Annotated in this window: 14 protein-coding genes; 1 reads left to right on the top strand and 13 read right to left on the bottom strand. The window is 53.0% G+C overall.

Features of this window, described 5'->3' with window-relative positions:
• Positions 1-22: 22 nt before the first annotated feature.
• Positions 23-2,518, top strand: coding sequence for a sensor domain-containing protein (locus LZ463_RS19865; RefSeq protein ID WP_241457634.1), 2,496 nt, complete (start codon positions 23-25; stop codon positions 2,516-2,518).
• Here LZ463_RS19865 and rfaE2 read toward each other — a convergent pair.
• The 13 genes from rfaE2 to LZ463_RS19800 all read right to left on the bottom strand — a co-directional run bounded on the left by rfaE2 (position 2,507) and on the right by LZ463_RS19800 (position 14,225).
• On the bottom strand, positions 2,507-2,986 hold the full coding sequence (gene rfaE2, locus LZ463_RS19860; protein WP_241457632.1) for a D-glycero-beta-D-manno-heptose 1-phosphate adenylyltransferase: 480 nt from the start codon (positions 2,984-2,986) through the stop codon (positions 2,507-2,509). The two genes, LZ463_RS19865 and rfaE2, sit on opposite strands and share 12 nt — an antisense overlap.
• 83 nt (positions 2,987-3,069) lie before the next feature.
• Positions 3,070-3,933: a ferritin-like domain-containing protein gene (locus tag LZ463_RS19855; protein WP_241457630.1), complete on the bottom strand. Its 864-nt coding sequence runs from the start codon at positions 3,931-3,933 to the stop codon at positions 3,070-3,072.
• Between the two features lie 126 nt (positions 3,934-4,059).
• On the bottom strand, positions 4,060-4,992 hold the full coding sequence (locus LZ463_RS19850; protein ID WP_241457628.1) for a CysB family HTH-type transcriptional regulator: 933 nt from the start codon (positions 4,990-4,992) through the stop codon (positions 4,060-4,062).
• Positions 4,993-5,010: 18 nt separating this feature from the next.
• Entirely contained in the window at positions 5,011-6,075 is a 1,065-nt protein-coding gene (locus tag LZ463_RS19845) for a sulfate/molybdate ABC transporter ATP-binding protein (protein ID WP_241457626.1), read from the bottom strand.
• Positions 6,076-6,102: 27 nt separating this feature from the next.
• Positions 6,103-6,996, bottom strand: coding sequence for a sulfate ABC transporter permease subunit CysW (cysW, locus tag LZ463_RS19840; RefSeq protein WP_241457624.1), 894 nt, complete (start codon positions 6,994-6,996; stop codon positions 6,103-6,105).
• On the bottom strand, positions 6,996-7,850 hold the full coding sequence (gene cysT, locus LZ463_RS19835) for a sulfate ABC transporter permease subunit CysT (protein ID WP_241457622.1): 855 nt from the start codon (positions 7,848-7,850) through the stop codon (positions 6,996-6,998). The genes cysW and cysT overlap by 1 nt, the downstream gene beginning before the upstream one ends.
• 226 nt (positions 7,851-8,076) lie before the next feature.
• Complete coding sequence (locus tag LZ463_RS19830) at positions 8,077-8,958, bottom strand: EAL domain-containing protein (protein WP_241457620.1); 882 nt, start codon at positions 8,956-8,958, stop codon at positions 8,077-8,079.
• A gap of 51 nt (positions 8,959-9,009) precedes the next feature.
• The gene (locus tag LZ463_RS19825) at positions 9,010-9,225 is read right to left on the bottom strand and encodes a TOBE domain-containing protein (protein WP_110256421.1); all 216 of its coding nucleotides are present in this window, start codon (positions 9,223-9,225) and stop codon (positions 9,010-9,012) included.
• Between the two features lie 30 nt (positions 9,226-9,255).
• On the bottom strand, positions 9,256-10,140 hold the full coding sequence (locus tag LZ463_RS19820; protein WP_489686135.1) for an ATP-binding cassette domain-containing protein: 885 nt from the start codon (positions 10,138-10,140) through the stop codon (positions 9,256-9,258).
• Between the two features lie 23 nt (positions 10,141-10,163).
• Positions 10,164-10,925: an aliphatic sulfonate ABC transporter permease SsuC gene (ssuC, locus tag LZ463_RS19815; RefSeq protein ID WP_241457725.1), complete on the bottom strand. Its 762-nt coding sequence runs from the start codon at positions 10,923-10,925 to the stop codon at positions 10,164-10,166.
• A 122-nt stretch (positions 10,926-11,047) separates the two neighbouring features.
• Positions 11,048-12,193, bottom strand: coding sequence for an FMNH2-dependent alkanesulfonate monooxygenase (gene ssuD / locus LZ463_RS19810; protein WP_241457723.1), 1,146 nt, complete (start codon positions 12,191-12,193; stop codon positions 11,048-11,050).
• A gap of 36 nt (positions 12,194-12,229) precedes the next feature.
• On the bottom strand, positions 12,230-13,204 hold the full coding sequence (locus tag LZ463_RS19805) for a sulfonate ABC transporter substrate-binding protein (RefSeq protein WP_241457617.1): 975 nt from the start codon (positions 13,202-13,204) through the stop codon (positions 12,230-12,232).
• Positions 13,205-13,223: 19 nt separating this feature from the next.
• Positions 13,224-14,225, bottom strand: coding sequence for a sulfonate ABC transporter substrate-binding protein (locus LZ463_RS19800; RefSeq protein WP_241457615.1), 1,002 nt, complete (start codon positions 14,223-14,225; stop codon positions 13,224-13,226).
• Between the last annotated feature and the right edge of the window lie 83 nt (positions 14,226-14,308).

Raw genomic sequence — 14,308 nt, 5'->3', positions numbered from 1 at the left:
TTGCCAAGCTCAGGGTCGGTACGTGCTTACAAATAAAACGACAAAAATCACTTTTGGGGATGATGCCGGACAGTTGCGGCATCTGATTGATGCCCTGCCCGTCTGCGTTTCCTATGTAGATTGTGACTATCGCTATCAATTCATCAATCAAACCTACCTGGACTGGTTTGGCATCAGCAGACGAGAGATCATTGGCAAGCATATGTGGGAGGTCATAGGTGAAACCGCGTTTCAACAGGTGCGTCCCATCGTAGACACCGCCTTGAGTGGCGAGACAATCGCCTACGAAGCAACGATCCCGTATCAATTTGGCGGTGCCCGCGATATCGCTGCACAGATTCAGCCGGTATTTGCAGAAGACAGGACTGTCCTTGGCTGCTATGCCATGGTTACTGACATCAGCCAGCACAAGCGCGACGCGCAGCAACTTCACCTGAACGAAGAGCGATGGCAACTGGCGCTGGAAAGCTCCGGTGACGGTGTCTGGGACTGGAATCCACAGACCGGAGTAGAAATCCTGTCGGACCGTCTGAGGGAAATTTACGGCTATGGCAAGGACGATATCGCTGATTTGGCCGAAGAGCTGGATAAACGCACACATCCCGAAGACCTGCAGCAGATGCACATGGACAGACAGGCACATTTCGACGGACTGACGCCCATCTATATCAATGAACATCGGGTGCAATGCAAGGACGGGCACTGGAAATGGATACTGACACGTGGTACTGTCATACAACGTGATGAACAGGGCCGGCCACTGCGCGTGGTAGGCACCCATACCGATATCTCGGAAAGAAAACAGGCTGAAGTCGCCCTGCGCGAAAGCGAAGAACGCCTGCGCATGGCCTTGTCGGCGACACATCAGGGCCTGTACGACATGAATCTGCAAACCGGGGATGCCATTGTCAGTCCCGAATATGCAAAAATGCTCGGTTATGCACACGAACACTTCCAGGAAAACCGGGCAAACTGGGTGGCGCGCCTGCACCCGGAAGATTACCCGATTGCAGCCCGCGCCTTCAGGGAACACCGGCAAGGCTTGAATGATGAGTATCGTGTTGAATTCCGTCAGAAAAAAGCCAATGGGGAATGGGGTTGGATATTATCAGTTGGTGCTATCGTTGAATGGGACAAGGATGGAAAGCCACTGCGCATGTTGGGTACTGTACTCGACGTGACGGAAAAAAAACGGGCCGAAGCCCTGATCTGGCAGCAGGCCAATATTGACACCCTGACAGGCTTGCCCAACCGTCGTATGTTCTACGACAGGCTCGATCACGATATCAAACTCAGCAAGCGCCATCAACTGTCATTGGCTGTGCTGTTCATCGACCTCGACTTTTTCAAGGAAGTCAACGACACGCTGGGTCATGCCACCGGTGACGCCCTGCTGATAGAAGCCGCACAAAGACTGCGCGCCTGTGTCAGGGAGAGTGATACCGTGGCGCGTCTGGGCGGTGATGAATTCACCGTCTCATTACCAGAAATGCATGATGAAAACCGCACTGAGACCATCGCGCAAAACATCATACGCAGTATGTCCACGCCCTTTCTGATCGCTGATGAAGAAATCTATCTGTCAGCCAGTGTCGGCATTACGCTTTACCCTCGCGATGCAGATAATCTCGACGACCTGATCAAACACGCCGACCAGGCCATGTATGCAGCCAAGGGCCAAGGCAGGAACCGTTTCAGCTACTTTACCCCGGACTTGCAGACAGCGGCCCTGGCGCGCATGCGCATGACCAATGACCTGCGTTCCGCCCTCAGTGAAAATCAGTTGCAAGTCTATTTCCAGCCTATTGTCGACATGCGGACAGGCAAGATTCAAAAGGCCGAAGCACTGGTACGCTGGCCACATGCACAGCTGGGCTTCATCAGCCCCATGGAATTCATCCCAATTGCAGAAACCAGTGGCTTGATTGTCGCCATTGGAGATCTGGTATTTCGCCAGGCCTTATATTGGGTGAAAAAGTGGCGCGACGCATATCATGCGGATTTCCAGATCACAGTCAACCAGTCACCGATGGAATTCCAGGGCGACCAGGAACGTTACCTGAACTGGATACGTGAACTGTCCCTGCGAAACCTGCCGGGCCAGGCCATCACGGTGGAAATTACCGAGGGTCTGCTGCTTGACGCCAGCCAGAAAATAAGCAGCAAGCTACTGCAATTCCGCGATGCCGGCATACAGGTGGCGCTTGATGATTTTGGCACAGGTTATTCTTCTTTATCCTATTTGAAAAAATTCGACATTGATTACCTGAAGATAGACCAGTCGTTCATCCGCAACCTGGCATCCGATGCCAGTGACATCGCCTTGTCCGAAGCCATTATCATGATGGCGCATAAACTCGATCTGAAAGTCGTGGCAGAAGGTGTGGAAACCGTAAGGCAAAATGAGTTGTTGCAACAGGCTGGCTGCGACTTTGCACAGGGCTATCTATTCTCCAAACCGTTGCCACCCCAGGATTTTGAATTGCTGCTGCAACAGCAGGCAAGCTTACCCGGCTGACCTGACCTTGGCCAGCAGCTTGCTGGTGGAACGGTCATGTTCAAAATCTATCGCCGCCACACTACCACCATAGGCCAGCACGGCCTGGCCCTCAGGTATTGTTGTCATATCATAGTCCCCGCCTTTGACATACAGGTCAGGGTGAGCGACCAGCACGGCCTGCAAGGCGGTATCTTCATCGAATTCAACCACCAGGCTGACGGATTCCAGCGCAGCCAGCACCGCCATGCGGTCAGCACAGATATTGATGGGCCTGTCATCCCCCTTACCCAGGCGTTTGACTGATGCATCCGTATTCACCGCCACAACCAGCGAAGCGCCAAGCGCCCGCGCATCAGCCAGGTAACTGACGTGGCCACGATGCAGGATGTCGAATACACCATTGGTCATGACAACGGGTTTTGGTAAAGCACGTGCACGTTCCGCCAATTGTTCGCGGGTTGTGAGTTTTTTTTCGAATTCTGGCATGGGGAAACTTTGTGAGTGGTTTTGATTGTATAAATAAAAAAGCCGCTAATTAATAGCGGCGATTGTACAGTTTCAGACCATGTTCATGCTGCACTTGGCAAACTGCCGGGCAGGATGACCAGTCTTTGCGCCACTTCCTTGCGGTAGCGATTCAAGTCTTGCACCGTCTCGAAAGTACGTTCAAACAACAGGGACATATTGTGCAGGATGCGGTCAACGACTTTCTTTTCCCATACGCCATCAAACTTGATCTGGCCGTCGAGCCAGCGTTCCAGCCAGTCCGGATCAGGCAGACGTGACTGTATGGTGTCGTTCGGGAACAGCGCCTGGTTCACATGCAGATTGGTCGGATGCAGGGGCTTTTCGGTGCGACGGGCTGACGCCATCAATACGCCAATTTTTGAAAATGCAGCGCGCGCCACATCACCAACTTCAGCCAGCGATTTTTTCATGTAACGCAGATAGGCGCCACCATGACGCGCTTCATCCTGGCTGATGATCTTGTAAATATGTTTGATAACAGGCTCGGTATGCCAGTCAGAAGCACAACGATACCAGTGATTCAGGCGTATCTCGCCGCAAAAATGCAGCATCAGGGTTTCCAGTGGTGGTGCAGGGTCGAACTCGAAACGTACATTGTCCAATTCTTTTTCGGTCGGCACCAGTTCAGGATGAAAACGGCGCAGGTATTCCATCAGGACCAGCGAGTGCTTTTGCTCTTCAAAAAACCAGATGGACATGAAAGCAGAAAAATCACTGTCGCCACGGTTGTCACGCAAGAACATTTCTGTCGCAGGCAGAGCAGACCATTCGGTGATGGCATTCATCTTGATGGTTTGCGCCTGTTCTGGTGTCAGTTTGCTGGCGTCATACTTATCCCAGGGGATATCTGACTCCATATTCCAGCGCACTTGCTCCAGGGACTTGAATAACTCAGGGTAAAGCATGATCAACCTCTGATAAAAATTTGCCTAAATTAGAATAGTTTGCCTAATTTTACCAGAGAGATATGACGTCTTCACGACACCGCCTGATTTGCTTAAAAATCAGGCATTTGCGCAACATGTTTCTTTTCAGCTATTTTCACCTTCACTGATCGCCTGCCTGACTTCTTCCCTGTCCAGGTTAGGGGCAAACTGTTGTATGAACTCGTAAGTATAGGCACGCAGGTAAGCACCGCGACGTACTGCCAGACGGGTGACGTTGGGAGCAAACAGGTGGCCGGCGGAAATTGTCCGCAAGCCATGTGCACGTTGTACTTCTATCGCCATTGAAGCTACCAGACCGACACCCAGCCCCAATGCAACATATTGCTGGATCACATCAGAGTCCATGGCCGTCAGTACAATATCGGTACGCAAACCCGCCAGGCGGAAGGCGTCATCAATATGGCCCCGACCAGTAAAACCAACGTCATAAGTAATCAGCGGGTAATTCGACAAGTCTTCCAGTGTCAGCTCCGGCTTGTTGAGCAAAGGATGCCCTTCCGGCACGACAACAACGTGATTCCATTCATAGCAGGCGAACGACGCCAGGTCCTTGAATTGCGACAAGCCTTCGGTCGCGATGCCGATATCTGCCTTGCCGGACAGGACCCACTCCGCTATATGCTCAGGCGAACTCTGTTGCAGGGCAATACGCACTTCAGGAAAAGCCTGACGGAAACCTTGTACCACCTTGGGCAGGACATAACGCGCCTGGGTATGGGTGGTGGCTATCGTCAGTGTGCCTTTGGACTGGTCAGAATAGTCTTCACCAGCCTGACGCAGGTTTTCTGCTTCCAGCAGCAGGCGTTCTATGATGGGCAGGATATCCTTGCCTGGCTCAGTCAGGCCGGTCAGGCGTTTGCCGTTGCGCTCGAAAATATCGACACCGAGTTCTTCTTCCAGTTCACGGATCTGGCGACTGACGCCAGGCTGGGAAGTAAACAAGACATTGGCTACTTCGGTGAGGTTGTAACCACGGCGCGAAGCTTCACGGATAGAGCGTAATTGTTGGAAATTCATAGGGCACCTTATTCTTGTTTATTGATTGTCGACAAACACATGCAGACGCTTGGGGCGTACTACCAGGGTTTCACCAATTTTGAGTTTTAAGTATTCATAGCGTTCGGTAGAGATCATGGCTTCCACCAGTTCACCATTGTCATCACGTTCCAGCTCCAGTTGCGCCAGCGGGCCTATGCTGTGGACACGACGCAGTTGCACATTCAAGCCGCTGGCGCCTGGTGAATAACGATCAATTTCCAGTTCATGCGGCCTGACATAACCGGTACCAACAGCGTCGCGGGTTTCTGCATGACCGGGGGCATCAAAACGCACACCATCTGCATCGAGCACACCTTCATGGACACGGCCACGGAACAGATTGACGTTGCCGAGAAAGCCATACACAAAGGGGGTTTTCGGATGATGGTAAACCTCGGCCGGTGCCCCGACCTGTTCAACCTTGCCATGGTTCATCAAAACGATCTTGTCTGCGACTTCAAGCGCTTCTTCCTGGTCGTGGGTAACAAAAATACTGGTCACATGCAGTTCATCGTGCAGACGACGCAACCAGCGGCGCAGCTCCTTGCGGACCTTGGCATCGAGCGCGCCAAATGGTTCATCAAGCAAAAGCACACGCGGCTCCACTGCCAGGGCACGCGCCAGGGCGATACGCTGGCGCTGGCCACCCGACAGCTGTGGCGGATAACGATCAGCCAGCCAGTCGAGTTGCACCAGTTCCAGCAATTTGGTGACTTTCTCTTTGATCTCATTCTCTGACGGCCGCAGATGACGCGGTTTGACGCGCAAGCCAAAAGCGATGTTTTCAAATATGGTCATATGCTTGAACAAGGCATAGTGCTGGAACACGAAGCCGACCTGGCGTTCACGCACATGCTGGGCCGAGGCGTCCTGCCCGTCCAGCAATACCTGACCGCTGTCAGCATATTCCAGGCCGGCAATAATGCGCAGCAAGGTTGTCTTGCCACAGCCGGATGGTCCCAGCAGGGCAGTCAGTTCGCCATTCGGAAAATCGAGCGAGACATTGTCGAGTGCAGTGAAACTACCAAACTTCTTTTGTAATTGATTGACGGCGATACTCATGATGTATTCCTTTATTTCTTCTGACTTTTATTCTTCTACTGGCTGACGGGTTTCACGCGTGCGCCATTCAACCAGGGTCTTCAGTGCCAGTGTCAGCAAAGCCAGCAAGGTCAACAGGGAGGCCACCGCAAAGGCCGCGGTAAAGTTGTATTCGTTGTACAAAATCTCGACCTGCAAGGGCATGGTGTTGGTCTCGCCACGGATATGACCGGACACAACTGACACTGCACCAAACTCGCCCATGGCACGCGCATTACACAAAATCACGCCATACAACAAACCCCATTTGATATTGGGCAGGGTTACGTGCCAGAAGGTTTTCCAGCCCGATGCGCCAAGTACCAGGGCAGCCTCTTCTTCTTCACTGCCCTGTGCCTGCATCAGCGGTATCAGTTCACGTGCAACGAATGGGAAGGTGACAAAAATCGTTGCCAGTACAATGCCTGGTACGGCAAACAAAATCTTGATGTCGTGTGCGCGCAGCCATTCACCAAACCAGCCCTGTGCTCCAAACAGCAAGACATAGATCAGGCCAGAAATTACCGGCGACACTGAAAACGGCAAATCGATCAGTGTCAGCAAGACATTTTTGCCACGGAATTCAAATTTGGCGATGGTCCACGCAGCAGCCACACCAAATACCAGGTTCAGCGGCACGGCTATGCCGGCAGCAATCAGGGTCAGCTTGATGGCTGACCAGGCATCTGGTTCGGTGATGGCAGACAGATAAACTTCCCAGCCTTTTTTCAAGGCCTCGGCAAAAACAGCTGCCAGCGGCACAAATAAAAACAGCGTCAGGAAAGTCAATGCAATCAAGCCCAGGACAATGCGCACCCATAAAGGTTCGACTGTTGCGGCCGGCGTGATTGCCGGCTCATGCCTGCGTGAATTGACAGGTAAATCCAGGGTTGCCGTGGTCATTATTCTCTCCCCGCATTTTGCTTGCTGCGTGTCCAGGCTTGCAGGGCATTGATCGCCAGCAGCAAGCTAAAGGACAGCAATAACATCACGACAGCAATGGCCGTCGCACCGGCATAGTCATATTGTTCCAGCTTGGTAATCATGAACAGCGGTGTAATTTCAGACACCATGGGCATATTGCCGGCGATGAAAATGACTGAACCATATTCACCAGTGGCACGGGCAAAAGCCAAGGCGAAACCAGTCAGCAGAGCAGGGAAGATATTGGGCAGGATGACACGGGTGAATGTCTGCCAGTGACTGGCACCCAGGCTTGCAGCGGCCTCTTCGAGTTCTTTTTCAGCTTCTTCCAGCACCGGTTGCACGGTGCGGACGACAAAAGGCAGGCCGATAAAGGTCAGGGCAACCAGCACGCCAAGCGGGGTATAGGCCACCTTGATACCGAGTGGCTCCAGCAATTTGCCTATCCAGCCATTGGGCGCATACAACGTCGCCAGCGTGATACCGGCAACCGCCGTTGGCAAGGCAAACGGCAGATCCACCAGCGCGTCGATCAGCTTTTTGCCTGGAAATTTGTAGCGCACCAGCACCCAGGCGACGATACCGCCAAACACCACATTGATCAAAGCGCCCAGCAAAGAAGCACCAAAGCTGAGTTTGTAGGAAGCAAGCACCCTGTCCGAGGTCACGGTATTCCAGAACGCTTCCCAGGTCATGGTGAAGGTCTTCAGAAATACCGCCGACAAGGGTATCAAGACGATCAGCCCCAGATAGAACAGGGTAAAGCCCAATGACAGGTGGAACCCTGGGATGACCCGTTTAGCTCGCGCATTATTATCAAAAAACCATACCATACTATGCCTTTATTACGTATTCGACTATTGACGAGTAATCTTGGCAGTATTTGGTTATATGGAAAACGAATTTTTTCTTATTCCTAAATGCGTTTTCCGTATATAGTGCGACGTTAGTCTGTCTTTAATCATATAAAGGACAACAAGACCAGACATCAAATGATGAATGGCCTTGCGGGTGAGGCATGAAAGCCCCGATGGAGATGCCTGAAACAGTCTTCAGGCTTCAAATGGCATACGACCCCAGCTGTAAAGGCGCCACAGGCTCTGGCACCTGGTCATCGGTGTAATTGAATACCAGGCGGCTTTCATCCTGCGTCAGCAGGGTAGACTTGGGTAAATCAAATAAAAATCCCTGCACCAGATAGGGGCTGGCCGTCTGGTTCGCGTCTTGTAAAGCCTGCAAGCGCTTCCGGTTTTCTATACGACGGAAAATGATGTTGCAGTTGCCACGGTCCGCCTGTTCCAGTACGTGTGTCTGTGCCTGTGCATCGTTGGCCAGGCTGATATCGACCTTGATCGAATCGGGCCTTATGCGATCGAGCAAATCACCAGCCTGCTCCAGGCTGGCCGCATGCAAGCCTATACGGAAGCCGTTGCGCCGGTAATTTTCTGCCACATGTGTCAGTACCCAGCGCTGGCTCGGTGTAATCAGGGGCAGTTGCAATACCACATGTGCGTGAGGCAGCTTCAGCACATCCAGGATACGCCGGAATGCCATGCCATGATTGCCCTCCACCGCGGCCAGCAAGCGGCTGTGCACGCTGAGGTACAAATCGAGATTTGCACTCTCAGGCTGGCGGTAAAAATTCAGGGTATGCAAGAGCCGGCACAGGCGATCCAGCTCCACTGACTCATCGTCGTTGGCGGCGTTTTCCAGCAACTTCCAGATATTCAGGCCCTGGTCATCGCTGGCATAGCTGCGTGCATAGGCTTCATAGGCAACGACGCGACCTTCGTCGCCCGAACGTATCGCCTGGAAGGCACTGGTCAGCGTCGAATTGAAGTAACGCCCACGGGCGCGCCCCTGTTCATCGAGCCACAGGTTGGTGGTGGCCAGCGCACTTTGCAAGCGACTCAGGTAATTTTGCAATGCGTTAGAGTGCATGTCTGCCTCGCTTTGTTCCTGATTTGAAATTCGGGTGCTTACAGCTTGTTCTCACAGCTTGGCAATCGAGACTTCTGTCGCCTTCACCAGTGCAACGACTTCCGAACCTATCACCAGATTCAGGTCCTTGATGGAGCGCGTGGTAATCACCGATGTAACGATGCCTGCCGGCGTTTCAACATCGACTTCTGAAACAACAGAACCTTCGATGATGGCTTTGATTTTTCCGCGAAATTGATTACGGACATTGATTGCTTGTATGCTCATGATGCTTCCTTAAAACTGGGTAGTAAAAATTTATATCGCCCATGTCACCTGATGCACAGTACGCAGCAGTGACAGATCACCAAATTCGGTATCAGGGACGGGCGATGGCTTTTGTAATACTCTGTGTAAAATCTGCTCTTCCAGCTCTGCAAATCTGGGATTGCCACGCGCACGTGGTCGCGGCAAATCTACCCTGACATCCAGTGTGACCTGGCCCTCCTCTATCAGTATCACCCTGTCGGCCAGGGCAATAGCCTCTTGCACGTCATGCGTGACCAAGACAGCGGTAAAACCCCGTCGCTGCCAGAGGTCTTCGATCAGGGCTTGCATTTCTATGCGTGTCAATGCATCAAGCGCACCCAAGGGCTCGTCAAGCAATAACAGCTGCGGCTCGTGCACCAGCGCCCTTGCCAGCGCAACGCGTTGACGCTGGCCACCTGAAAGAACAGATGGCCACTCGTCAGCACGCTCCGTCAGAGCAACCTGATACAGTGCATGAAGCGCCTTGTCACGTTTGCGCCCCAGGCCCAGGGCTACATTGTCAAGTACCGTTTTCCACGGCAACAGACGCGAATCCTGAAACATCACCCGTATGTCGGGTTTTAATCCGGACTGGCTGCCGGAAAACTCCAGACGACCACCGTCGGATTGCTCCAGGCCTGCAATCAGGCGAAGCAAGGTACTTTTACCGCAACCACTACGACCGATGACTGCAACAAATTCGCCAGCCTCAATCTGCAAATCGAGCGACTGCAATACCTGACGCCCCTGGTAGGATTTTTTGATGCTGAGCAGATCAAGTGCAACGCCATGGTCAGGCCTCACTGTTCCTGCAGATGCATTTTCCCCCTCCTCCTGCGCCCAGCCACCATCAAGTTCTTCACGCAAGGCAACAATTTCTGCAATGGTGCCCATGTTGAATTCCGGAAATTGACGCATCACCCAGCCCTCCTCTGATAAGACGGATGCCAGCGCAGGCAATAATGTTCAAGCCCGCGCGACAGAACATCTGCGAGTTTCCCCAACAAGGCATATAACAATATGCCGACCAGCACCACATCGGTTTGCAGGAATTCACGTGCGTTCATGGTCATATAACCGATACCCGCCTGGGCAGAAATGGTCTCAGCCACGATCAGCAAGACCCAGACCAGACCCAGTGAAAAACGTACGCCGACCAGTATCGATGGCAAGGCACCGGGCAAGATCACATTGCGATACAGGGACCAGCCAGACAGGCCATAGCTTTGCGCCATCTCTATCAAGCTCTTGTCCACAGTGCGTATGCCATGGAAGGTGTTCAGATAGACCGGGAAAAATACACCCACCGAAACCAGAAACAATTTTGCCGACTCATCAATACCAAACCACAGGATCACCAGCGGGATCAGAGCCAGGGCCGGAATATTTCTGACCATCTGCAAAGTGGTATCGAGCAGGGTTTCTGCAAAGCGGAAACTACCGGTCAGCAAGCCCAGTAACAAACCAAGACCACCACCGATGGCAAAGCCGCTGGTGGCACGCCACAGGCTGGTCCTTGCATGCGTCCAGATTTCGCCTGACACCGTCAGTTGCCAGAATGCCTGCACGACAGCCCAGGGCTCTGGCAGAATACGGCTGGATAACCAGCCGGCGCGTGCGGCTACTTCCCAAAAAATGATCAGTGCGGCAGGCACCAGCCATGGCAACAGTTTTTTCATCCAGCGAACCGCCAGGCGACGAAGTTGCACGCTGTCTGTTGCACCGCCGTAGTGAAAGAAACCATATCTGTATTCACCAGAAAATTCTGCTACTTCCGTGATGAGCGGTCCCATATTGTCTCCTAACTTTGTGACACCTTGGGCACGATGCCATTTGCCATGACTTCACCAAATGGCCCGGTCAGGCTGCTGGTGACACCAGGAACAGATTTGCCTATCAGCGGAAACACCAGTTCGGCAAAACGGTAAGATTCTTCCAGGTGCGGATAACCCGAGAAGATGAAGGTATCAATCCCAAGATCAGCATATTCCCTGATGCGTGCTGCCACAGTTTCAGGGTCCCCTACCAGGGCAGTACCGGCGCCGCCGCGCACCAGGCCAACACCGGCCCACAGATTGGGCGAGACTTCCAGCTTGTCGCGCTTGCCGCCGTGCAGGGCAACCATGCGTTGCTGGCCAACTGAATCCATTTTTGCAAATGCTTTTTGGGCACGTGCAATGACTTCATCATCGACATAACGTATCAGGTCTTCCGCCGCCTGCCAGGCTTCTTCACTGGTTTCTCGGACGATCACGTGCAGGCGTATGCCAAAGCGTAACGTCCGCCCGTGTCTGGCGGCACGGGCACGCATGTCGGCGATCTTGGCGGCTACGGCAGCTGGCGGCTCACCCCAGGTCAGGTAGACATCAACCTGCTCGGCAGCCAGTTCATGGGCAGGCTCGGATGAGCCGCCAAAATACAAGGGCGGATAAGGTTTTTGCACTGACGGGAACAGGGTTTTGGCACCCTTGACGGTCAGGTGCCGGCCTGCAAAATCATAACCGGCATCGCCCCCTTCGCCAGCCAAAGAAGCGCGCCAGATACGCAAGAATTCTTCCGTGATTTCGTAGCGCTTTTCATGGTCGGCAAACAGGCCATCAGCCTCCAGTTCGCCCTGGTCGCCACCGGTTACGATATTGATCAGCAAACGCCCATTTGACAGACGGTCAAAGGTGGACGCCATGCGCACAGACAGACCAAGGCTGCTCATGCCGGGACGTATCGCCACCAGAAATTTCAAACGCGTGGTTGCACTGATCAGGCTGGATGCAACAACCCATGCATCTTCGCAAGAGCGTCCGGTCGGTAACAGGACACCATCATAACCCTGAGTATCTGCAGCGACGGCAATCTGACGCAGATAATCATGATTGATCTGACGTGCACCGTGTGTGGTGCCAAGATAACGGCTATCACCATGGGTGGGTATAAACCAGAATATGTTCAAACTCATCTTTGCTCCTTGCTGTGTTGGCTGTCATGCTTACAGTTTTGCGCCCGGCGGCAACCAGGCCGCATCCCTGACATTGACTGCCTTGGGTATCAGTTTCTGCTGATAAAAGTTGTCTGCCACTTTTTGCTGCTCATCAATGATGTTCTGGGTCAGATACACCACTGGCGAACGTGGCCTGCGTTCCAGAAAACTGGCTATGGTCGGTTTGTCCAGCCCTGTACTGGCAGCGATGATGGCGACAGCTTCTTTGCGGTTGGTTTGCACAAGACTGTCGCTGCGAGTCAGTTCTTCAAATAGCAGTTGTATTACCTTGGGATATTTGTCGGCAAAGCTGCGGGCAGACAGGTAGTGCGAAAGGTTATTGACCAGTCCCTTGCCTGTCGCCAATATCCTGACCTGTGTACTTTGTTCTATAGCCGCCCAATACGGGTCCCAGATTGCCCAGACGTCGACACTGCCACGTTCAAAAGCGGCACGCGCATCGGCAGGCGCCAGGTAGACAGGTGTTATATCCGACCATTGCAAGCCCGCTTGCTGGATGGCACGCAAGACATGGTAGTGGGCGCTTGATCCTTTTTGAAAAGCGATCTTCTTGCCCTTCAAATCTGCCAGTGTGCGAATGACTGAGTCCGGTTTGACCAGGATGGCACTGACGCCGGGCTTGGCCGGTTCAGCGCCGACATACACCAGATTGCTGCCAGCCGCCTGGGCAAAGATCGGAGGTGGTTCACCAGTCGTGGCAAAATCGATGCTGCCAACAGACAGCGCTTCCAGCATTTGCGGACCAGCAGTAAATTCAAACCAGCTGACCTTGACACCCTTCAATTGCTGCTCTAATGCCTGCCTGTGTTTAAGCAGGCTCAGATTGACTGAACTTTTCTGGAAACCTATGCGCAATTCCCTGGGTGCATCAGTCACAGCAAGTGCAGCAAAACTGCTCGCAGGCAACAAGACTGCCACGATCAAGACAAGCAAGGCACGGCGCAGATCAATGTAGGTCATCATGATGAAATCGTGGCTAAATTCAAGACTTGATGGACAGGACCGCATCCCTGATATTGATACGCCTGGGTATCAATTTCAGTTCAGCAAAGGTGTCAGCAATGCTTTGTTGTTCCTTGATGACCTGCTCAGTCAGGGGTTTCACGCCAAAGCCAAAGCGCGTCGTAGAAAGTTCGACTATGCTGTTGTCCAGCCCGATCTGTGCTGCCAGAATCGTTGTCACCTCTTTCAGGTTCTTTGCGCCCCATTCATCCACCTTGGCCAGTTCTTCCAGCGTGATGCGCAAGATGTCTGCATGTTTTTGAGCATAAGACCGCGCCGCCAGATAAAACTGGTGATTGCTGACTGCGCCTTTGCCATCCACCAGTACCCTGGCGCCAAGCTGCTTTTCTGCGGCGGCAAGAAAAGGATCCCAGATCGCCCAGGCATCAACACTACCGCGCTCGAAGGCGGCGCGAGCATCTGCCGGCGGCAAGAAGACGACTTCAACATCCTTGTAGTTGAGTCCGGCTTTCTCCAGTACCTTAACCAGCAAGTAATGGACATTCGATCCCTTGTTGAGGACAATTTTTTTACCCTTGAGATCAGCCGCAGTTTTCAGGATTGAATTTTTGGGAACAATGATGGCTTCAGCCGTTGGCGCGGGCGGCTCGTTACCAACATACAGCAAGTCAGCACCAGCGGCCTGGGCAAAGATGGGGGGCGCTTCGCCTGTCGTACCAAAATCGATGCTGCCTACATTCAAACCTTCCAGCAACTGCGGACCAGCAGGGAATTCTGTCCATCTGACCTCGACTCCCAGTGGCGCCAGACGTTTCTCCAACGCACCGGTACCCTTCAGCAAAGTCAGCGTGCCGTACTTCTGGAAGCCTATGCGCAGGCTGCTGGCTGGCTTATTCTGGGCAAATGCCTTGGGCAAAACCACGCTCAATGCAGTTGCCGTCAGGGCAGACAACCTGGCCAGGCTACGGCGCTTGAGCTCATTTTTTATCGTTACGGTGTGCTTGTTGTTATCGCGACTCATATTCCACTTTCAAATTTAGGACAAGACTTCCCCCTGCCAGGCGTGCCGGCATGTCAGAGATGACGTAAATATTTGGCTTACCT

It is taken from the genome of Undibacterium paludis (genome assembly GCF_022568815.1).
In the GTDB taxonomy this organism is placed as follows: Bacteria; Pseudomonadota; Gammaproteobacteria; order Burkholderiales; family Burkholderiaceae_D; genus Undibacterium.
Note: the sequence above shows the minus strand (reverse complement) of the source record. Positions and strands in the feature narration are given on the sequence as shown.